General features: G+C 70.2%; 15 protein-coding genes and 1 tRNA gene. 10 read left to right on the forward strand and 6 right to left on the reverse strand.

Annotated features, from left to right (window positions below):
* Positions 1 to 122 precede the first annotated feature (122 nt).
* The 3 genes from pyk (at position 123) to BCF74_RS04595 (ending at position 2,389) form a co-directional block, all read left to right on the forward strand.
* A complete protein-coding gene (pyk, locus tag BCF74_RS04585; protein WP_106296777.1) occupies positions 123 to 1,592 on the forward strand; it encodes a pyruvate kinase in 1,470 nt (489 codons plus the stop codon).
* 42 nt (positions 1,593 to 1,634) lie between these two features.
* Positions 1,635 to 1,720: transfer RNA gene (locus tag BCF74_RS04590), tRNA-Leu, on the forward strand.
* A 78-nt stretch (positions 1,721 to 1,798) separates the two neighbouring features.
* Entirely contained in the window at positions 1,799 to 2,389 is a 591-nt protein-coding gene (locus tag BCF74_RS04595; protein ID WP_106296778.1) for an ANTAR domain-containing response regulator, read from the forward strand.
* Positions 2,390 to 2,564: 175 nt separating this feature from the next.
* Here BCF74_RS04595 and BCF74_RS04600 read toward each other — a convergent pair whose 3' ends face one another.
* Positions 2,565 to 3,350 carry a DUF554 domain-containing protein gene (locus BCF74_RS04600; protein WP_106296779.1) on the reverse strand — a complete coding sequence of 262 codons (786 nt, stop codon included), beginning with the start codon at positions 3,348 to 3,350 and terminating at the stop codon, positions 2,565 to 2,567.
* 115 nt (positions 3,351 to 3,465) lie between these two features.
* Here BCF74_RS04600 and BCF74_RS04605 point away from each other — a divergent pair, with 115 nt between their 5' ends.
* Positions 3,466 to 4,038 carry a GNAT family N-acetyltransferase gene (locus tag BCF74_RS04605; protein ID WP_106296780.1) on the forward strand — a complete coding sequence of 191 codons (573 nt, stop codon included), beginning with the start codon at positions 3,466 to 3,468 and terminating at the stop codon, positions 4,036 to 4,038.
* Positions 4,039 to 4,044: 6 nt separating this feature from the next.
* Here the strand turns inward: BCF74_RS04605 and BCF74_RS04610 are convergent, their stop codons facing one another.
* Positions 4,045 to 4,491 carry a hotdog fold thioesterase gene (locus BCF74_RS04610; protein ID WP_106296781.1) on the reverse strand — a complete coding sequence of 149 codons (447 nt, stop codon included), beginning with the start codon at positions 4,489 to 4,491 and terminating at the stop codon, positions 4,045 to 4,047.
* A 95-nt stretch (positions 4,492 to 4,586) separates the two neighbouring features.
* Here BCF74_RS04610 and polA point away from each other — a divergent pair, with 95 nt between their 5' ends.
* Positions 4,587 to 7,289, forward strand: a complete 2,703-nt coding sequence (polA, locus tag BCF74_RS04615; RefSeq protein WP_106296782.1) for a DNA polymerase I — start codon at positions 4,587 to 4,589, stop codon at positions 7,287 to 7,289.
* Here polA and BCF74_RS04620 read toward each other — a convergent pair.
* On the reverse strand, positions 7,283 to 8,521 hold the full coding sequence (locus BCF74_RS04620) for a lipopolysaccharide biosynthesis protein (RefSeq protein WP_106296783.1): 1,239 nt from the start codon (positions 8,519 to 8,521) through the stop codon (positions 7,283 to 7,285). The genes polA and BCF74_RS04620 overlap by 7 nt on opposite strands.
* 7 nt (positions 8,522 to 8,528) lie before the next feature.
* A complete protein-coding gene (locus BCF74_RS04625; RefSeq protein ID WP_245889209.1) occupies positions 8,529 to 9,671 on the reverse strand; it encodes a glycosyltransferase family 4 protein in 1,143 nt (380 codons plus the stop codon).
* 62 nt (positions 9,672 to 9,733) lie between these two features.
* On the opposite strand from BCF74_RS04625, the gene BCF74_RS04630 reads away from it, so the two are divergent.
* Both BCF74_RS04630 and BCF74_RS04635 read left to right on the forward strand, forming a co-directional pair.
* The gene (locus BCF74_RS04630; protein ID WP_245889210.1) at positions 9,734 to 10,498 is read left to right on the forward strand and encodes a class I SAM-dependent methyltransferase; all 765 of its coding nucleotides are present in this window, start codon (positions 9,734 to 9,736) and stop codon (positions 10,496 to 10,498) included.
* On the forward strand, positions 10,495 to 14,607 hold the full coding sequence (locus tag BCF74_RS04635) for an alpha-(1->3)-arabinofuranosyltransferase domain-containing protein (RefSeq protein ID WP_170070128.1): 4,113 nt from the start codon (positions 10,495 to 10,497) through the stop codon (positions 14,605 to 14,607). Before BCF74_RS04630 ends, BCF74_RS04635 begins: the two co-directional genes overlap by 4 nt.
* Here the strand turns inward: BCF74_RS04635 and BCF74_RS04640 are convergent.
* The gene (locus BCF74_RS04640) at positions 14,549 to 15,652 is read right to left on the reverse strand and encodes an acyltransferase family protein (protein ID WP_170070129.1); all 1,104 of its coding nucleotides are present in this window, start codon (positions 15,650 to 15,652) and stop codon (positions 14,549 to 14,551) included. The two genes, BCF74_RS04635 and BCF74_RS04640, sit on opposite strands and share 59 nt — an antisense overlap.
* 86 nt (positions 15,653 to 15,738) lie before the next feature.
* A complete protein-coding gene (locus BCF74_RS04645; protein ID WP_146132875.1) occupies positions 15,739 to 17,619 on the reverse strand; it encodes a DUF2029 domain-containing protein in 1,881 nt (626 codons plus the stop codon).
* Between the two features lie 92 nt (positions 17,620 to 17,711).
* On the opposite strand from BCF74_RS04645, the gene BCF74_RS04650 reads away from it, so the two are divergent.
* The 3 genes from BCF74_RS04650 to pgfA all read left to right on the forward strand — a co-directional run bounded on the left by BCF74_RS04650 (position 17,712) and on the right by pgfA (position 20,609).
* Positions 17,712 to 19,403 (forward strand): MmpA family trehalose lipid delivery protein, encoded by a 1,692-nt coding sequence (locus tag BCF74_RS04650; RefSeq protein ID WP_146132876.1) that lies wholly within the window; start codon positions 17,712 to 17,714, stop codon positions 19,401 to 19,403.
* A 10-nt stretch (positions 19,404 to 19,413) separates the two neighbouring features.
* Complete coding sequence (locus tag BCF74_RS17260; protein WP_170070130.1) at positions 19,414 to 19,554, forward strand: hypothetical protein; 141 nt, start codon at positions 19,414 to 19,416, stop codon at positions 19,552 to 19,554.
* 71 nt (positions 19,555 to 19,625) lie between these two features.
* Positions 19,626 to 20,609, forward strand: coding sequence for a cell envelope lipid trafficking protein PgfA (gene pgfA / locus BCF74_RS04655; RefSeq protein ID WP_106296789.1), 984 nt, complete (start codon positions 19,626 to 19,628; stop codon positions 20,607 to 20,609).
* The last annotated feature ends 9 nt before the right edge of the window (positions 20,610 to 20,618 follow it).

Below are 20,618 nucleotides of genomic sequence, written 5' to 3' on the forward strand. Positions count from 1 at the left end.
GCTGCGTCAACGGGACCACAGACGGAGGTATGCCGCGTGCGCGCCGCGCGCACGCGGCATACGGTCTCTCACGGTGTGAGCCGCGTCACCATGTAACCGGTTGCATCGATAGGGTTGCGCCCATGCGTCGCGCCAAGATCGTCTGCACCCTCGGCCCGGCGACCTCCACCCCCGAACAGCTGCGCGCCCTCGTCGCGGCCGGGATGGATGTCGCCCGATTCAACCTCTCCCACGGCGAGCACGAGGACCACGCGCGGGTCTACCTCGACGTGCGCCGGGCGAGCGACGAGACCGGTCACGCCGTCGGCATCCTCGCCGACCTCCAGGGCCCGAAGATCCGCACCGGCCGGTTCAAGGACGGTTCGGTCCTGCTCGAGGAGGGCGCCCGGTTCACCATCACCAACCGCGAGGTCGAGGGCACCAAGGAGATCGTCGGGACGACGTATGCCGGTCTGCCGGCCGACGTGTCCGCGGGCGACACGATCCTCATCGACGACGGCAAGCTCAACCTGCGCGTCGTCTCCTCCGACGGCACGGACATCGTCTGCGAGGTCGTCGAGGGCGGCGTCCTCAGCAACAACAAGGGCATCAACGTGCCCGGTGCCGCGATGAGCGTTCCGGCCCTGTCCGAGAAGGACGAGGAGGACCTGCGCTGGGCCCTCGACCTGCGGGTCGACATGATCGCGCTGTCGTTCGTGCGCAGCGCCGCCGACATCGAGCCGGTGCACAAGATCATGGACGAGAAGGGGATTCGCCTCCCGGTCATCGCCAAGATCGAGAAGCCGCAGGCCGTCGACAACCTCGACGAGATCATCCGCGCGTTCGACGGGCTCATGGTGGCCCGCGGCGACCTCGGCGTCGAGATGCCGCTCGAGACGGTGCCGCTCGTGCAGAAGCGGGCCTGCGAGCTCGGGCGCCGCAACGCCAAGCCGGTCATCGTCGCGACCCAGGTGCTCGAGTCGATGATCACCAACAGCCGCCCGACGCGCGCCGAGGCGAGCGATGCGGCGAACGCCGTCCTCGACGGCGCCGACGCGCTCATGCTCTCCGGTGAGACCAGTGTCGGCGCGCACCCCATCGAGGCCGTGAGCACGATGGCCCGGATCATCGAGAACACCGAGGAGCAGGGCCTGAGCCGGATCCGCCCGCTCGACACCAAGCCACGCACCAAGGGCGGTGCCGTCACCGCGGCCGCGGCCGAGATCGGCGCGCTGATCGGCTGCAAGTACCTCATCACGTTCACCGTCAGCGGTGACTCCGCCCGGCGGCTCGCCCGCGTCCGGCCGCGCATCCCGATGCTCGCGTTCACGCCGTTCCAGTGGACGCGCAGCCAGCTCGCGCTGACGTGGGGCGTCGAGACGTTCCTCACCCCGCCGGCGCGGCACACCGACCAGTTCGCGATGCAGGTCGACGAGGAGCTGCTCGCCTGCGGTCGGGTCGAGGAGGGCGACCTCGTCGTCATCGTCGCCGGCTCGCCGCCCGGCATCCCGGGCTCGACGAACGCGCTGCGCGTGCACCGCATCGGCGACGCGAAGAACCGCGTCGCACCGGCATACGAGGACGTCGCCGAGGTCGTCGTCGAGGACGCCTGAACCGGCGAGCACCCCGCAGCGCATTACACTGGGTGCGCCCTCGCCGGGGTGGTGGAATGGCAGACACGGAGCACTCAAAATGCTTTGCCCGCAAGGGCGTGCGGGTTCAAGTCCCGCCCTCGGCACCAAACCCTGTGGCCCTCGCGGCGGCTCTGCTGGCCTAGGCTGGCCCCGTGAGCGAGCAGACGTCCAGCGAGACCCCCGACATGCCCGAGAGCCGCACGGCCAAGCGCATCCTCGTCGCCGAGGACGAGGCGATCATCCGCCTCGACCTCGCCGAGATGCTCGGTGAGGCCGGCTACGACGTCGTCGGGCAGGCCAGCAACGGCGAGCAGGCCGTCGAGATGGCGACCGCGCTGCGCCCGGACCTCGTCATCATGGACGTGAAAATGCCTGTCCTCGACGGCATCTCCGCCGCCGAGCAGATCGGCAAGGAGCGCATCTGCCCGGTCGTCATGCTCACCGCGTTCAGCCAGACCGAGCTCGTCGAGCGCGCCCGCGACGCCGGCGTCATGGCCTACATCGTCAAGCCGTTCACCGCCACCGACGTCGTGCCCGCCATCGACATCGCGATGTCTCGCTGGAGCGAGCTCAAGACGCTCGAGTCCGAGGTCGCCGACCTCGGCGAGCGCCTCGAGACCCGCAAGGCCGTCGACCGCGCCAAGGGCGTCCTCATGGCCAAGCTCAAGATCACCGAGTCCGAGGCGTTCCGCTGGATCCAGAAGACCGCGATGGACCGCCGCATGGGGATGCGCGAGGTCGCCGAGGCCGTCGTCGCCGGCATGGAGAAGGCCTGACCACGGTCGCTTCGACGGCCCGACCGGCAGGTTCCCCCGCCTCCGCGCCGCCTCAGCATTATCGGGTGACCCGATAATCGCCTGCTCGACCCGACAAGCCTTCTCGGGTGGAGTGGGACGGTATCGGGTGACCCGATAATGCTGGGACTCCCCCGGCAGGTGGGGGAGACCGTGCTCACCGCAGGGCGACGACGACCTGGGTGAGCAGGGGAGCGACGACGAGGGCGGGCAGCATGTCCGCCACCGGCACGTCCTTGATCCGCAGCAGCCTCAAGCCGATGCCGGCGAGCAGCAACCCGCCGGTGGCGGTGAGCGCGAGGATGTGTGCCTCCGGCAGGATCGACCCGAGCAGCACCCCGACGAGGGTGAGTGCGCCCTGGACCACCGCGACGGACACCGCCGACAGCAGCACCCCGACGCCGAAGCTCGACGCGAAGGCCAGCGCGGCGAACCCGTCGAGCACCGACTTGAGCATGAGCTGGTCGACACCCCGACCGAGACCGTCCGAGAGCGAGCCGAGGATCGTCAGGGGCCCGACGCAGAAGAGCAGCGAGGCGGACAGCCAGCCCTCGATGAACTTCTCGCGCGCCGTGGGGCCGGCGGCGTCGTCGTGGTCGGCCAGTGCGGGCGACCGGCGTGAGAACCACGCCTCGATCGTGGCCGCGAGGCCCTCGAGCCGGTCGCCGATCCGCAGGAGCGACCCGGCGATGGACCCGATGAGCAGCGACCCGAGGACGATGAGCACCGGAGCGCCGGTCCCGGTCGCATCGGCGAGCGCGGCATCGGTGACGCTCACGGCCGACAGCCCCGCCATGAGCAGCGTCACGAGTCCGAGGCAGTCGGTGACGACCGAGCGGGTGCGGTCCGGGAGCCGGTGACCCACTGCCATACCGAGCAGCGCTCCCACGACGACGGTGACGACGTTGACGGCGGTGCCGAAGCCGATGAAGGGTGCGTCCACGCGCAAACTTTATGATTCACCGATCATTTCCCGCGAAGTCCTTCCGCGCACCGGGCAGGCCCCGTAGTGTCGGCACGTCAACCGAGCAGGGGGCTGTGAGGTCGAAGGAGGCGCCGTGGGGCGCAGCAATGTCGAGGTGGCCCCCGTCGAGAAGGCGGACCTGCCCGAGCTCGTCGGCCTCTGGCTGGCCTCGCGGGTCGACTCCGGTGTCCCGCTCGAGGTCGCGACCCGGTTCGCCGACGACGGACGCCTCGAGGCCGCATTGGACCGTGACGAGCTCACGGCCCACCTGGCCCGCCTCGACGGTCGCGCGGTTGGCTATGTCGTGACGAGCGAGAACCCGTTCGGTCTCCAGCCCGAGCCCGAGGTCGCGATCGAGCTGCTCTTCGTCGAGCCCGAGGCGCGTCGCCACGGCGTCGCGCGCGCCCTGCTCTCCACGGTCACGGCCCTCGCCGAGCGCGTCGGCTCCGACGTCGTCGTCTCCAACGTCCCCACGCAGAGCCGCGAGGCGAACCGCTTCTTCGCGCGCCTCGGGTTCAGCTCGGTCCTCGTGCGCCGCGTCGTCGGCACGACCCAGCTGCGCCGCCGGCTCACTCCGAAGCAGGCCACCGCGCGGACGGGTTCGGCCGTCGACCAGCTCATCCGCCGCCGCCGGTCACTGCGGGCTGTCGCCTCCCGCGCGAGCTGACCTCGCTCAGGCGCCGGGTGCGGCGTCGCGGATGAGGCAGGTGATGCGGGAGGTGCACACGCGCTTGCCGTCCTCGTCGGTCACGACGATCTCCCACGAGCACAGCGTCCGGCCGAGCGAGACGGGCGTCGCCACCCCGGTGACGAGACCGGAGCGCGCCGCGCGGTGGTGGGTGGCGTTGATGTCCGTGCCGACGACGATCCGGTCGACTCCGGCGTGGATCGCCGACCCGATCGAGCCCAGCGTCTCGGCAAGGACGACGGACGCGCCGCCGTGGAGCAGGCCGTAGGGCTGGGTGTTGCCCTCGACCGGCATCGTCGCGACGATCCGCGTCGGCGTCGCCTCGGTGACCTCGATGCCCATGCGGCGCATGAGCGAGTTCGGGTTGAGCTCGTTCATCTGCTCGACGAACGGCAGGACGTCGGTGTCGGGGGCGAGGTCGTGGGCAGTCATGGCGTCACTGTGTCATGCGGGGTATGCCGTCCGGTCGCCGATGTCCGCGAGGTCACGGTGTCGCGGTGTCGGGGGCGGGTCATAGGGTGGCTGGCGTGAGTCGCCTTCTCCTCCTCGACGGTCATTCGCTCGCCTACCGCGCGTTCTTCGCGCTGCCGGCGGAGAACTTCTCGACGAGCACCGGCCAGCACACCAACGGGGTCTACGGCTTCACCTCGATGCTCATCAACGTCCTGCGCGACGAGCAGCCGACGCACGTCGCCGTCGCGTTCGACGTGTCGCGCCAGACGTTCCGGTCCGAGGAGTACGCCGAGTACAAGGCGACCCGCTCCGCGACGCCGAGCGAGTTCCAGGGCCAGGTCGCGCTCGTGCGCGAGGTCCTCGACGCGCTGCGCATCAAGCACGTCGAGGTCGACGGGTTCGAGGCCGACGACGTCATCGCCACCCTGACGACGATGGCCGAGGCGGAGGACATGGAGGTGCTCATCTGCACCGGCGACCGCGACGCCTTCCAGCTCGTCACCGACAAGGTCACCCTGCTCTACCCGGTGCGTGGCGTCTCCGAGGTGTGGCGGATGACGCCGCAGGCCGTCGAGGACAAGTACCTCGTGGCTCCCGAGCGCTACAGCGACCTCGCCGCCCTCGTCGGCGAGTCCAGTGACAACCTGCCCGGCGTGCCCGGCGTCGGGCCCAAGACGGCCGCGAAGTGGCTCGGGCAGTACGGCGACCTCGAGGGCGTCGTCGCCCACGCCGACGAGATCAAGGGCAAGGCCGGCGAGAACCTGCGCGAGCACCTCAGCGGCGTCCTGCGCAACCGCCGCCTCAACCAGCTCGTGCGCGACCTGTCCCTGCCAGTGACGATCGCCGACCTCGAGCGGTCCACGTGGGACCGCGAGGAGGTGCACAAGGTCTTCGACGGTCTCGAGTTCCGGGTGCTGCGCGACCGGCTCTTCGAGACCTTCGACGCTGCGCCGGACGAGGCCGAGGGCGGGTTCGACCTCGACGCCTCCGTGCTGTCGTCGGCCGAGGTCGGGCCGTGGCTCGAGGAGCACACCGGCGGCCAGGACGCCGCGCCGACGGGCCTGCACGTCGTCGGCACCTGGGGACGCGGCACCGGCGACGTGAGCGCCGTTGCGCTCGCGACGGCCGGCGACGCGGCGGCATACGTCGACGTGACCGAGCTCGATGAGGCCGGCGAGAAGGCGCTCGCCGACTGGCTCGCCGACGAGAGCCGGCCCAAGGTCATGCACGACGCCAAGGGGCCGATGCACGCGCTCGCCGCGCGGGGTATGCCGGTGCGTGGCGTCACGATGGACACCGCGCTCGCCGCGTACCTCGTCAAGCCGGACCAGCGCAGCTTCGACCTCGCCGACCTCGTCGTGCGCCACCTCGGGCGCGAGCTCAAGGCCGAGGAGCAGCCCGGCGGGCAGGGGATGCTCGACCTCGTCACCGAGGACGAGGTGATCGGCCAGGACGCCATGGTGCGGGCGCGCGCCGTGCTCGACCTGTCCGGCCCGCTCGGGGAGCAGCTCGGGGCGACCGGCGGCACCGAGCTGCTGCGCGACCTCGAGCTGCCGCTCGTCGACATCCTCGCGACGATGGAGCGCACCGGCATCGGCGTCGACGAGGACGCGCTCAGCGCGCTCGAGGCCGACTTCGCCGCGAAGGTGCGCGAGGCCCAGCAGGACGCGTGGGACGCCATCGGAGGTGAGGAGATCAACCTCGGCTCACCGAAGCAGCTCCAGGTCGTCCTCTTCGAGACGCTCGGGCTGCCGAAGACGCGGCGGACAAAGACGGGCTACACGACCGACGCCGACGCGCTCAACGACCTCTACGCCAAGACCGAGCACCCGTTCCTCGAGGCGCTGCTCCGGCACCGCGACGCAGCCCGGCTGCGGGTGACGGTCGAGGGCCTGCAGAAGTCCGTCGCCGAGGACCAGCGCATCCACACGACCTACCTCCAGACCATCGCCGCGACCGGGCGGCTGTCGTCGACGGACCCGAACCTGCAGAACGTGCCGATCCGCACCGAGGAGGGACGGCGCATCCGTGAGGCGTTCGTCGTCGGGCGCGCGGGCGCGGGAGGTGACGGGACGGCATACGAGTCGCTGATGAGCGCCGACTACAGCCAGATCGAGATGCGGATCATGGCGCACCTCTCCGGCGACGCGGGGCTCATCGAGGCGTTCCGGACGGGGGAGGACCTGCACCGGTTCGTCGGTGCCCGCGTGTTCTCCGTGGCGCCGGAGGACGTGACGGCCGAGATGCGCAGCAAGGTCAAGGCGATGAGCTACGGCCTCGCGTACGGATTGTCGGCGTTCGGCTTGTCGAAGCAGCTGACGATCTCGACCGGCGAGGCGCAGGCGCTCATGGACGAGTACTTCAAGCGGTTCGGCGGGGTACGGGACTACCTGCGCGAGGTCGTCGCGCAGGCGCGCGGGACGGGCTACACCGAGACGATGCTCGGCCGCCGCCGCTACCTGCCGGACCTCAACTCGAGCAACCGGCAGCGACGTGACATGGCCGAGCGGATGGCGCTCAACGCGCCCATCCAGGGGTCGGCCGCCGACATCATCAAGCTCGCCATGCGCGGCGTCGACGGGGCGCTGCGGGACGCCGGTGCGAAGTCACACATGCTGCTCCAGGTCCACGACGAGCTCGTCCTCGAGATCGCGAAGGGTGAACGCGAGGACGTCGAGGCGCTCGTGCGGCGCGAGATGGGCGGCGCGATCGAGATGGACGTCCCGCTCGACGTGTCCGTCGGCGTCGGCCGCAGCTGGCACGAAGCCGCTCACTGAGACGCGGCCCGCGGAACCGCTGACGGGGCGGGCGTCGCAGGCGTCCCCACGCTCGTCAGCACCGCACCCGCGGCCGCGACCACGACAGCCGCGGCCACGAACGTCCACACGACCTCGTCCACGCTGCCGTGCCGCGTCGTGACGACGAGCAGCGTGGCCACGCCGACGGCGGCCCAGACGAGGTAACCGACGTGGTGCCGCCCGCGAGCGGCGCCCCAGTAGACGAGGACCTGGACCAGGGCCCACGCGCCACCGAGCGTCGTGAAGACCGGCACGAGAGAGGCGGCGTGTTCGTATGCCGTCCCGGCGGCGATGCGGATCAGGGGTGCCCGGAGCCACGTCGAGAGGGCGATGCCGACGGCGACGACGGCGCCCGTGCCGCCCAGGGCAAGCAGGAGCGGCCGGTGGCCTCTGGCTCGCGACATCCCCGGATAGAGGACGGTCGCGAGGAAGGCCGGGCCCCAGAAGGCGGCCTTGGTGAACAGGCTGAGGACGGCATACGTGCCCGAGTCGGTGGGGGAGAGGACGTGCCGGGCGACCAAGGTGTCGATCGTCGAGGCGACGAGGAGGGCGGACGTGCCCGCCATGCCCACGACGACCCTGCGCACCTGGTGCGGTCGGGCGTGACGGAGCGCTTCGGGCACGTCCGCGCGGACGAGCGCGAGGGCCGCCAGGGCCACGACCCAGGCACCCGCCGTGGTGAGGAGCATGACGCCGGTGACGCCCCACCCGGCCGCGGCGGCGAGGACACCTCCCGCCGTGCGGGCCAGGCTTCCCGCGACGTAGAGGACGGCCAGCGGGAGGAAGCGGTGAGCGCCCTGGAGGACCCCCTGCACGGCGAACGTGACGCAGGTGGGCAGGGTCGTGGCCGCCACGAGGAGCGCGGGAAGGATGCCGCCGAGGTGGAGGACGCCCGCGACGACGGGGCTGAGGACCGCCATGAGCAGTGCAACGCCGGCGCCGACGATCGCGCCCGTGCGCAGCGAGCTCGGGCCGGAGTCGGGGCGGCCGGTGGCCACACGCCATGCGGCGACGAGCTGGACCGACAGGGCGGCCACCCCGAGGATGACCACGAGACCGAGGAGCGAGGCGACCGCGCCGAGGTCGTCCGGGGCGAGCTCACGGTTGAGGACGAGGAAGAGGACGTAGCCGAGGACGTTCGCAACCATGCTTCCGGCGGCGACGGCTCCCGCCCCGATGGCGGTGCGCCGTCGGGTCCGTGATCCGGTCATCGCGCGCTCATGGCGCGGTCGTCATGCGCGCGTCGTCGGACGAGCTCAGGTGCTGCAGCAGGTCCTCCCACGAGTCGGTGGCGGCCGGCCAGGTGTAGGCCGCGGCATGCGCGGTGGCGGCCCGGGCCATCGTGGAGCGCAGCGGCTCGTCCACCAGGAGCCGGCGCACGGCCCGCGTCATCTCGTCGAGGTCCCTGACGAGAAGCCCGGTGCGCCCGTCGACGATGCTGTCGGACAACCCGCCCGCGTGGGAGTAGGCGACGGTCGGGACCCCGTGGCTGGCTGCCTCGACGACGCACAGGCCCCAGCCCTCCTTCACGCTCGGCGCGAGACCGACCCACGAGCGGGCGAGCTCGACGTGCTTCGTGTCCTCGTCGACGAACCCGAGGAGGTGGACGGCGTCGCTCACACCCGACCGCTCGGCGTGCTCGGCGATGCGGTCGTGCCACCACCCGTGCCCGACAACACGCAGGGAGAGGTGCGGGAAGTCCGGGCGAAGCCGGGCGAGGACGTCGATGGCGTGCTCGACCCGCTTGTGCGGGACGAGTCTCCCCAGCACGACGAGCGTGGGGTCGGGGGCCCGCTCGACGCCGAGCGCGCGTGGCACGTCGGTGCCGTTGTGGACGACGGTGACGTCGTCGGCGTCGACACCGAGCTCGGCCAGCTCACGCCGCGTCTCGTCCGAGACGGCGACGTACGGCCGGCCGCGGTAGAAGCGCGGACTGATCTGCGACTCGACGAACCAGCCGATGCGGCTGACGAGCGGCCCGAAGACGATGGGCCACTGCTCGCGGTGGACGTGGTGGCACAGCAGGACCACGGGGCTGCGTGTGGCCAGGGTCGAGAAGAACGGGACGCCGTTCTGCACGTCGACGACGGCGTCGTAGGAACCGTGCTTGCGCTCGTCGCGTCGCAGCGCGGCGAGGTTGCGCGGGTACACGCCGAAGCGGCCGCCCTGACGGCGGTAGGTGACGCCCCGGCGTACCTCGTGCGGGTTCGCACCCGGATGGGCCGCGCAGTAGATCGTGACCTCGTGCCCGCGCCCGGTGAGCAGCTCACCGATCGTCTCGATGTAGTGCTCGGCGCCACCGCCTTCGGGATGGGTCGAGTCCCGCCAGGAGAGGAAGGCAATACGCAATGACGACCTCACGCGGCGGATCAGGATCAGGGGGTGGTTGGCTTGGGACACTACCCCACAAATAAGGTGCCCTCGTGAGGATCCCGACGACGCTGCCGCCGACGGCGCCTCGTGGGTCTTTGCGCAGGTCGGTCGGCCTGTTCCGCGCCTTCCGTGTCGAGCAGACCGATCCCGACCGCTTCTACGGGCTTCTCGCGGCGGACTCCGTCGAGGAGGCGCGCCGATGGGTCGACCTGAGCGGCGCGAGCGTCCTCGACATCGGTGGCGGGCCGGGGTACTTCGCCGACGCGTTCACGGCGGCGGGTGCGCGGTATGCCGGCCTCGAGCCCGACGCGGGCGAGCTCACCGCGCGGGGCAGCGTCGGTGCGAACGTCGTGCGCGGCTCAGGCCTTCGGTTGCCGGTCGCGGACGCGTCGGTCGACGTCGCGTACTCGAGCAACGTGCTCGAGCACGTGCCGGACCCGGAGCTCATGGCCGACGAGATGCTGCGGGTGACCCGGTCCGGCGGCGTGGTGGTCCTGTCGTGGACTCCGTGGCTCTCACCGTGGGGCGGTCACGAGACGGCGCCGTGGCATTACCTCGGTGGTCGCCGGGCCGCGGACCGGTATGCCGGTCGCCACGGTCGTCGTCCCAAGAACGACTACGGAGTGAACCTGTTCGCCTGCTCGGTGTCCCGCATGATGCGTTGGCTGCGCCTGCGCGAGCGGGAGGGTGCCGTGGAGGTCGTCGAGGTCCTTCCCCGCTACCACCCCTCGTGGGCGAGGTGGGTCGTGCACGTCCCGGGCCTGCGCGAGGTCGCCTCGTGGAACGCCGTGATCGTGGTGCGCAAGTGCGGGTGACGGACGAGTCCGCGCGCGAGGAACGGTGGGTGTGGCGGGCGCGTCTCGCCGCGGTGTGCCTGCTCCTGACCGGCCTCGCCTTCCGGCAGCAACCGGGGCAGGTGGTCGCGGACACCAAGCTCGACCTCACGGTGTCGCCCTGGTCCTTCCTCGCGGACTCACTGCACCTGTGGGACCCGCAGAGCGCCTTCGGTCAGCTGCAGAACCAGGCCTACGGCTACCTGTGGCCGATGGGGCCGTTCCATGGCGTCCTGCTGTCGGCCGGGCTCCCGGCGTGGGTGGTCCAGCGGCTGTGGTGGTCGCTGCTGCTCTGCGTCGCGTTCGTCGGGTTCTGGAAGCTCGCGCAGGGTATGCGGATCGGTGGGCCCTGGTCCCGGCTCGCGGCCGCACTGCTGTACGCGCTGTGCCCACGGATCGCGAGCGAGCTGACGATCACGTCGGTCGAGGTCTGGCCCATGGCGCTCGCGCCGTGGGTGCTGTGGCCGCTCGTCGACCGGCGAGAGCGCTCGTGGCTCTGGCGGATCGGACTGTCCGCGGCGGCTGTGGCGATGTGTGGCGGCGTGAATGCCGTGGCCACCGGAGCGGTGCTCGTCCTGCCGACGCTGTGGTTCCTGACCCGCCGGTGGTCCTGGCGGACCCTCGGTGCGTTCGCCACGTGGCTGGCGGCCTCGGCGGTCGCGATCGCATGGTGGCTCGGTCCGCTCGTCCTGCTCGGTCGGTACAGCCCCCCCTTCGTCGACTGGATCGAGAGCGCCGGGGTCACGTCCTCGACGGCCAGTCCGTTCGAGGCGCTGCGGGGGACCAGTGCGTGGCTCGGGTTCCTGGCCACGCCGCTGGGACCGGAGTGGCCCGGTGGCTGGGCCTACGTCACTCTTCCCGTCCTCATCGTCGTCACCTCTCTGGTGGCGTCGACGGGTCTTGTCGGCGTAGGCATCCTGCGCACGGGAGAGAGTGCCTTCCTTGCTCTGGCGGTGATCGTGGGCCTTGGCCTCATGACGCTGGCCTGGACGGGACCGTTCGCCTCTGTGCTCGCCGACGGGGTCGCCGACGCGCTGGACGGTCCGTTGGCAGCGCTGCGGAACGCGCACAAGTTCGACGTTGTCCTGCGTATCCCGCTGCTGCTCGGCGTGGCGGTGGTGCTGACTCGCCTCGAGTCCCGGAGCCGGGCCCATCACGGTCTCCGGTCCCTCAGTCGGCTCGTGGTCGTCGCAGTCGTCGTGTCGGCAACGGCGCCAAGCATCGCGGCTGGACTGGCGCGAGACCAGGCGTACTCTGCGATCCCGGAGTACTGGCGCCAAACAGCGACGTGGCTCGATCGACAGCCGGGCACGGGCAACGTGTTGGTTCTGCCGTCCAGCTCCTTCGCTGACTTCGCCTGGGGATCGACGAAAGACGACCCGCTCCAGGCGCTGATGAAGCGACCGCTCGTCCTGCGGGACGCAGTCCCCCTCGGCTCCGCCGGTGCCACGCGCTTCCTCGACAGTCTGAACGAGTCCATTGGTTCCGGCCGGGCGACCCCTGGGCTCAGTACGACGCTGGCCATGGCCGGAATCGGGTTCGTTGTCGTGCGCAACGATCTGCGGCCGCAAGCGCAGGGTGATCCCGCGCAGGCCGTCCACGCTGCGCTCTGGGCTTCAGGTTTGAGCGTGGAGACCAGCTTCGGTCCCCTCATGGCCGACCCCCTGGAGAACGCTGACACCACGGTGGGGTACCGGACCCAGCTCCGGCGCCAGCTGGTCGACGTGTATCGCGTTCCCGGGGCGGTGTCGGCGAGCTTGACGCCGTGGTCCGAGGTCGGCCGGGCCTTCGGCGGGCCTGAGGACATCCCACGAATCCAGCGCGAGGTCGGGGCGTCGACGTTCGTTCTCGGGTCGGATGCGAGTGCGGCAGGCGTCGAAACCCCCGGTCGCTATGTCCTCACGGACGGACTTCGCCGTCGTGAGGTGAACTTCGGTGAGGTCACGGACAACACTTCACCAGTTCTCGGGGCCGATGAGTCGCCGCGACAGGACCGTCGCGTCACCGACTACGTCGCGGACCCTTTGGCCGCGCAGACGACGACCGCGTGGGACGGCATCCGCAGCGTGACGGCTTCAACCTCGGCATCGGACGTCGATGCGACCTTGCGAGCAGGTCCCTCGACACGACCAGCGGCGGCCTTGGACGGAGACTTCACCACTCGCTGGATCTCAGGGAACGCCGACGGAGGCGTGGGCGAGTGGCTGCGGGTCGAACTTGAGAAACCCGCTGTCGTGGCGCAGGCCGTGATCACCTTCTCGGACGACCCTCCGGTGTTCGGGGTGCCGAAAACGGTTCGCGTGACCAGCGAATCAGGGGAGAGGATTGTGCCGACCGGCGGCGCTCTCGGACCCATCACGGTGACCTTGCCTCCCGGCGAGACACGTTTCGTGCAGATCGAGCTCCTGTCCGTCGAGGGAGAGGCCAACAACGCCTTTTCCATTGCCGAGCTGGACTTGACCGGTGTGGACGCGCAGGAACTGTTGCAGCTGCCGGTCCCCACGCAGCAGCCAGACGACATCCTGCTCGCTGCAGGGCTGCCGGGGAGGGAGGGCTGTCTCGTTCTCGAGGGTCGGACGTTGTGCTCGCCGTCGTGGGAGCAGGCGCCCGAAGGCCCTTCGGCGCTGGTGCGCCGCCTGACTCTCCCGGAGTCCGGCCGCTACCGCATGTCGGGCACAGTCCGCGTTCGCCCCGGAAGCGCGGTGGAGGCCCTGTTGGCCCGCCCGGGTGCGAGTGCGACCGCCAGCTCGCGCCTCGTCTCGGGCGTTCTGGCCCGACCGGATGCTGTCTTCGACGGTGACGAGACGACGGCATGGGTAGCGTCCCGCTCGGACTTCTCTCCTTCGATGACGGTCACGCTGGCACAGTCCAGTGACATCGCGGGCTTGCAGTTCATCCGATCGTCCTCGGTGGCGGCGTCCGCGCCCAAGGTGGTCACACTCACCTTCGACGACGGCTCCAGAGTCCGTGGTGAGGTGGGTGAGGACGGCGTCCTGGAGTTCGAGGCACGAGAGTCCGCGACCGTGCGCATCGACTTCGGAGCGACCTATGCGCTCACGAACCTCGAACCCGGCAGCGGAGTCTCGACGTACGTCCCCGTGGGTTTCTCCGAACTCCGGGTCCTGGGCGCCAATGGACCAATCGGTCCGCTGAACGGCGGGTTGGCCACTGGCGCTCCCTGTGGCTACGGGCCGTCCCTGACCGTGGCCGGTAGAACGCATCCCACCGAGGTCCGTGGGACCTTGAGCGACCTCCTCGAGGACCGGCCGTTGACCTGGCGGACGTGTGACACGGGCGAGGTGGCACTGCCCGGTGGAGTGAGCGACGTGTCTGCCAAGGCGAGTGCGGAGTTCGTCCCGGACACTCTCAGCTTGACGGCAGCCGCGGCGCCGCAGTCGCCGTCGGTGCCCACCAAGCTCGAGGCGCAGCGTCCCTCAGCGGCACGACTGACGCTCGCTCTGCCTCACCGGACGGAGGCTTCGGTCGTCAGTGTCCCGCAGAACTACAACACCGGCTGGCGGGCCACACTGGATGGGGTGCAGCTCCAGCCCGTTCGCATCAACGGTTGGATGCAGGGATGGGTCGTGCCAGGGGGCGCTCCAGCCCAGGTTCGTGCCGAGTTCAGCCCCGACCGGACGTACCGATGGCTGCTGATACTGGGGGCCACTCTGACCTTGGGGCTACTGCTCTCGACCGCGGTCCTTCTCCGGACGAGGCGACGCGTGGCGCGATGGGCTGGTCCTCCCCCCGCGGTGGCCCCGCGCCACGCCGCAGTTCTCGGGATCGTCGCCTCGGGACTGGCGTGGTTCCCCATCGTGTCCGCCGTGTCGATCGGCCTGTGGATGGTGATTTCTGCTGGCCCTGGGTCCGCGCGGCGCGCGACCGCGATCGGCCTTGGTGCGCTCCCAGTGGTGGCTGCCTCCATCGTGGCCGTCGAGCCGTGGCCCGGGGGCCGCGCCAACCTGGACTCCTGGATCGTCCAGGCTGCTGTTCTGGTGGGGGTGGGCGCCACGAGTGCTCTCGCGTGGGGAGTCAGGAGGCAGAGACGACCTTCGACCCACGCGAGACACGCCGACGACCCCAACGCATGACGGGCCGCTCGAGCCAGTAGAAGCTCGCCGACGCCAGGGGGATCGTCAGTACGAGGGTCAGGCCCAGTCGTTCCCAGAAATGGCCGGTGAAGACTCCCAGGCCGGTGTGCTCGTCGATCAGCGCCAACACGATGACGTGGTAGGCGAAGACTCCGTACGAGATCGACCCCAGATACTTTGCCACCGGCCCGCCCAAGAGAATGCCCACGGTGGTGGACCGGCTGGGAACAATGGCGGGAACGACGATGAAAAAGCCCACGAGGCCGTAAGCGAGGCTCTTGAAGGCTGCCTCCGCAGCCGTCGGCTCCTCGAGCCCGTAGGGGCCTGCCACGGGGGAGGTCGCGATGACCAGGACGGCGGCGGCAAGCGCCCATGCCGTTCCCGGTCGGGCCGCGATCGCCTCGGCCGCGGACGGTCTCAGCAGGCCGAGCTCGCGACCCACTTGCCACGCGGCAAGCAGCATCCCCAGTGCGAACCATCCGAGGAACCCCGGCAGCCAGAGGCGCGCTTGGGGCTGGTCGTGGTTCACGGCCATCCAGATGGGAGAGGCCAGGACAGCGACGGCACAGATGCCCATGACTCGCCACACCCAGGCCGCGTCGCGCCGTCCGCGGCAGAGCACAAGCGCAATCACCGGAAGCGCGACATAGAAGGCCACCTCGGTTGCCAGGCTCCACATCTGGGTGAGCCCCACCAGGAACTGCTCGGAGACGTAGATGTGGATGAGGGTGGCGTGCTCGAGATAGGCGCTCAGTGGTGCGCCCTTGGTCGGCGCGAGGACCGCGGCGAGGCCGGTCGCGAGCCAAGCGACGGGCAGGATGCGGAGGGCGCGGTGCAGGAAGTAGCTCCTTGTCCGTGGACGGCGAGTGCGGGCGAGGTGAGCAACCGCATGTGGCCGAAAGAGCAAGAACCCCGAGATCACGAAGAAGACCGCAACCCCGACGTCGAGGCGGGCCAGGAGAGGACCGAAGGCGCTCGTCGTCGTGGTGCCGCTCTGGAACCCGACGTGGGTGAGCACCACCATCAACGCTCCGACTGCTCTCAAGGCATCGAGCATGGGGAAGCGGCGCGGCTCCAGGTCAGGGGCTGCCGGGACCGAGGGCTCGCGAAGGCGGGACCGAAGCTGAGTGGTCATCGCGGAGCCGGGTTGCCCACCGTGACGTCGCCGACGCACACCTGCGCCCATGGGTGGAGATCCTGGACGATGACAGAGGACGCAGTCCCCTGTAGCGGGACGATGACCTGTCCGGCTCCTTGGGTGAGGCGGACCGGGACCGAGTCGAGGCCGAGCGTGATGGTGGCGGACGTGTCGCTGTCGCTCACGTATCCGACTCGGACCACCCAGGTCCAGTCGAACACCCTGCTCTCCAGGGGAATCTCGATTCGGCCGTCCTCAGCGACGTAGCCGCAGCTGGTGCCGGGGACGCGCTTGGACACGGCCCCTTCGACCGTCATGGGGACGATGGACCCGTCGGTGGTGAGGTAGTACGGGTTCGTGTAGTAGGTCCGGTCGTACATGTCGCGTCTCTGCGCGGTCGTGGCGAACGGAGACAAGAACCGGCTCGTGCGGTTGTACTCGAGAGCGAGTGGACCAATGATGTCGACCGGCAGGGCTACGTCATAGATCTGGGCTTGCGCAGGCAGCGCACTGACGGAGGCCCGAGCCTTCTCAGTGAATGGTCGGTAGGGGTTGGCGGATTGAATCCGCGCATAGCCGTTGTAGGAGTTGAGGGAGAGCACGAAAACAGCGGTCGCAAGAAGAGATCCAGAGGTGATGCCGACGCGCCGTGCCAGTCCGGAGGGGAGCAACGTCGGCGACCTGTGCCACGGCCGCTGCTCGTTCGGAAGTGCCATCAGCACATATCCGACGGCGACGACAAGGGGGAGCGCAGCATCCGCGATGTAGCGCGGTTCCAGCCCAGCAGCCGAACCGATGACGAGAACTCGGCTGACGGCCAAGGTTGCCATTGAGGCAACCAGGTACGTGGCGAGTGACGCCCAAGCCCTACCGGCGCCACGCCGCACGGCGAACGTTGCGAGGACGCACAATGTCGCAACAACCCAGAAGAACCAGTCGAACGCTGGTGGCGACGAGGGGTAGCCAGTCCCGTAACTCACCGAGGTCCAGGACCATGGGCCGCCGAACGCGGCGGGCACGAAGTTCCGGAGCACCGCGAAGTAGGCGAAGGAGGAGAGGGTCGAAGCGGTCGGTGCGCCGATGGTTGCCGGGGTGTCGGATCTGCCGGCCGACCAGAGATAGATCCACACGAAACCCGCAGTAACTACTGCGTACCCGGCCCAGACGACCCAGGTCCGTCGGACCAACCGCAGGAGTGGACCGGGTCGGAGGCGAGTCTCGGGCACGAGTGCCAACGTGAACACCGCGACATACGGCAGGTACACGAGGAACTTCTCGAAGCTCACTGCTCCGAAGAGCAGCCACGCCGTCGCGCCGACGGCGTTCGCGACCCGCCCGTGGCGGACGTAGAGAACGTGATGTCGAAGGGCGCCGGCGATCATCGCCATGAGCGGGAGCCAGATGATCGCGGCGGAGAGCCACGTGAACGCGGGCAGGGTGAGCGGCGTGAGACAGTAGAGCGCGAACGGCACGAGGACGAGCGGTCGCCGCCCGAAGAGCGTGCACAGCAGCCGCCACACGAGCCACGCGACGACCACCTGCCCGGCGATGAGCAGGGCGACCGTCACGTTCCAGTCGAGCGGCGCGAAGTGCGCGAGCAGCCACATGACGGCGAAACCCACGGGCTCGAAGTGCCCCGTGTGGACGCGGGTGAGGTAGTCCCAGTCGAGGTCGTTCTCGAGCGCTCGGGTCGTGAGCATGAAGTCGTCGGTGATGAACCAGCCGTCCTTGAGGACGGTGAGCCGGAACGCCATCGTCACGGCGACGATGGTCAGCGCGGCGACCCGGATGGGATTGCGCACGACGAAACTGTCGGTGCCCTCCTCGTCGGAGGTGTCGTGGTCCGGGGGGACCGCCGTCACGGCTTCTGTCACCTGCACACCCCTTCATGCCCGCTCACCGGTTGGCAGCGGCGAGGCAAGAGTAGCCGCCCAGTGCACGGGCCCATGCTCGTTAGGCTGCGTCGGTGCGCCCGCCGCCCCCACCCCTCGTCACTGCCGGTGTCGCGGGTGCCGTCGTGACGGGAGTCGTCCTCGGACCGGCCCTCGGTCCCGGGCTCGTCCAGTCCTACGACCTCGTGTGGTCGCCCGACCCGACGGTCACACCGTTCGCCCTCGGTGTCGGCACTCCGGCGCCGCGGGCCGTGCCGAGCGAGCTCGTGGTGACACTGTTGGGCCTCGCCGTCTCCGCCGGAGTGGCGCAGAAGCTCGTGCTGTTCGGCATCCTGCTGCTCGCGGCGACCGGAGCGGCCGCGTTGCTGCTCTCCGTCCGGCCGGACGCCGGGCGGCTCCCCACCGTGACGACGGCGGTGGCCGCCTTGTGGAACCCGTTCGTCGCGGAACGTCTCGTCATCGGGCACTGGCCGGTTCTGTTGGGGTATGCCGTCCTGCCGTGGGCGCTCAGAGCCCTCCTTCGCGTTCCGTCAGCGGGCGTCCTGCCGCTCTGCGCCTGGGTCGTCGTCGCCGGCCTGGGTGGCGCGAACGCGTGGGTCGTCGTCGCCCCCCTCGTGGTCCTCGCCGCCGTCGCCCTCCGCATCGGGCTCGGGCCGGCAGCGACGCTCGCCGCCACCGCTCTGGGAAGCGCGGCCGTGTGGGCGGTCCCCGCACTCGCTTCGCGAGTGACCGGCGACGCCCGGGGTTTCGAGGAGTTCGCGCTGCGCGCCGACGGACCGGCCGGGCTCGTCGTCTCCGCCCTGGGTGGCGGAGGTCTGTGGAATGCGTCCAGCCACCCACCGGAACGGGCGGCGGGCCTGCTCTCCGTGGCGACCGCTGCCCTGCTCTGCCTCGGCGCGCTCGCCGTTGCCACCGACCGGACGACGCGCGGCCGCGTCGCCCTTGTCGGCGTCGCGGGCGCCGGCCTGGCCCTCGCGGTGCTCCCAGCGCTTGCGGGCCGTGCCGGGCTGTGGGACGTCGCGGCCGCCGTCCCCGGGGGAGCGCTCCTCCGCGACTCGCACAAGCTCGTCGCGGCGTGGGTCGCCGTGGCCGCTGTCGGCATCGGCGTCGGCGTCCACCGCCTCGTCTCACGCAACCACGCCCTGGTGCCGCTCGCGGCCCTTGCCCTGTTGGCCCTGCCCGCCATGCTCCCTTCGCTCGCGTGGGGAGTGGGCGGGCGCCTGTCGGCAGTGGCGGTCCCCGAGGACCTGAGCGAGGCGGCACGGGTGGCCTCCGGGGCAGGGGACGGCGCCGTTGCCCTGCTGCCGTGGGGCCAGTTCCGTCGCTACGAATGGAACGACCGCCGGGTGTCGCTCTCGCTCGTGCCCCGCATGGTCGACAGCCCCGTCGTCTTCGACGACTCGCTGCCGCTGTCGTCCGGCCGGGTCCGAGGGGAGGACCCCGTCGCGGCGGAGGTGACGGCCGCTCTCGACAGTGGGGCCGACCCGTGGCGCGTCCTGGCCGACCAGGGCATCCGGTACGCCGTCGTCGAGCGTGGCCCCGGCGTCGCCACGACGCCGGACCCGCCGAGAACCGCCTCGACCCTATGGTCGTCCGACAGTGCGCTCGTGGTGGACCTCGGACCCTCCGTCGACGGGCTCGACCGTGAAGCGACCAACAGTATCCTCGTCGGTTGGGGCATCGCCCTCGTCACAACGGTTTTCGTCCTCGTGGGGCTGGCGCGCCGTGTGCTCGAAGGCGCTGGTGGCAGGCGTACCAAGTGGTAACGTTCGCGCCATGAATCCCGCTGTCAACCGTGTGGTCGCGTTCGTCGTCGGCGTCATCCTCGCCCTCTTTGCGATCTTCGCAGCGGTCTCCGCTCTCTCGTCCTCGTCCTCGGCGAGCGACACCGAGGTCGTCCAGTACGACGCTCCCTGAGAGCTCGCCGGCGCCTCGAGGAGGCCGCCGAGGTCGGGACTGCCCGACACCACCAGTCACGAAGGAGTGAAATGCGTCGTCTCATCGGTCCGCTGGCATTCGGCCTGGCGGGCTTCCTGCTGTGTGCGGCGGTCCTCCTCCTGACCTGGGCGCCCGGCCAGCTCAAGCGCACGCCGACGGACATCAAGTCCGAGACGAGGCTGAGCGGCATGGGCAACGTCCTGCCGACCGGTGACGCGGCTCCGGTCAAGGCCATCAGCTACACCAAGGCCGACGGCGAGAAGTCCGACAGTGACGTCGTGGTCTTCGACACCTTCACCTGCCTCATCAAGGACCCGGACGGCACCGCGCCCGACTGTGTCGACGCGCAGGATCCGCAGCGGCGCCTCGTCAACGCCTCGACCGACCGGTTCGCGACCGACCGCCGAGTGGCGACCTCGGTCAACGAGACGAAGTACACCGGGAACTCCCCGGCCCACGAGGGGGTCGTCAACAAGCTCCCGTTCGACGTGGAGAAGAAGACCTACCCGTACTGGGACGGGCTGCTCGGCCGTGCGGTGGACCTCACCTACGAGGGCACCGAGCGAGTGTCCGGCCTCGAGACCTACAAGTTCCGCGCCGTGTCGCAGGACGAGCCGGCCGAGATCGCCAAGGGCATCCAGGGCACCTACAGCAGCGACAAGACGATCTGGGTGGACCCTGTCACGGGGTCGTTCATCAACCAGCGGGAGAAGCAGGTCCGCAAGACCGACACCGGGCAGACCGTTCTCGACCTCGACTTCGGCTTCACCGACGAGACGGTTGCCAAGAACGTCAAGGACGCGAAGGCCAACGGCTCCCGACTCGGGATGCTCGGCACGCTGCCGTGGATTCTCGGCGCCCTCGGTCTGGTCAGCCTCGCCGTCGGGATCGTCGCCTGGATGGCGGGCCGCGGTGAGACCGTTCCGGCCAGGCGCCGCGAGACCTACGACTCGACGGATGACATCTTCGGTGACCCCGACGACCTCGCGGCTGACACGACGACGCGCAGCCGGTCGGACCTGCACCGCCGCTGACCAGCTCGC

This window comes from Knoellia remsis (genome assembly GCF_003002895.1).
Taxonomy (GTDB): domain Bacteria; phylum Actinomycetota; class Actinomycetes; order Actinomycetales; family Dermatophilaceae; genus Knoellia; species Knoellia remsis.

Excerpts from the sequence above, each read along its gene's own strand:
- BCF74_RS04595 (WP_106296778.1), top strand. The coding sequence starts at position 1,799 with ATGCCCGAGAGCCGCACGGCCAAGCGCATCCTCGTCGCCGAGGACGAG.
- BCF74_RS04620 (WP_106296783.1), bottom strand. The coding sequence starts at position 8,521 with ATGACCGGATCACGGACCCGACGGCGCACCGCCATCGGGGCGGGAGCC.
- pgfA (WP_106296789.1), top strand. The coding sequence starts at position 19,626 with ATGCGTCGTCTCATCGGTCCGCTGGCATTCGGCCTGGCGGGCTTCCTG.
- BCF74_RS04610 (WP_106296781.1), bottom strand. The coding sequence starts at position 4,491 with ATGACTGCCCACGACCTCGCCCCCGACACCGACGTCCTGCCGTTCGTC.
- pyk (WP_106296777.1), top strand. The coding sequence starts at position 123 with ATGCGTCGCGCCAAGATCGTCTGCACCCTCGGCCCGGCGACCTCCACC.
- BCF74_RS17260 (WP_170070130.1), top strand. The coding sequence starts at position 19,414 with ATGAATCCCGCTGTCAACCGTGTGGTCGCGTTCGTCGTCGGCGTCATC.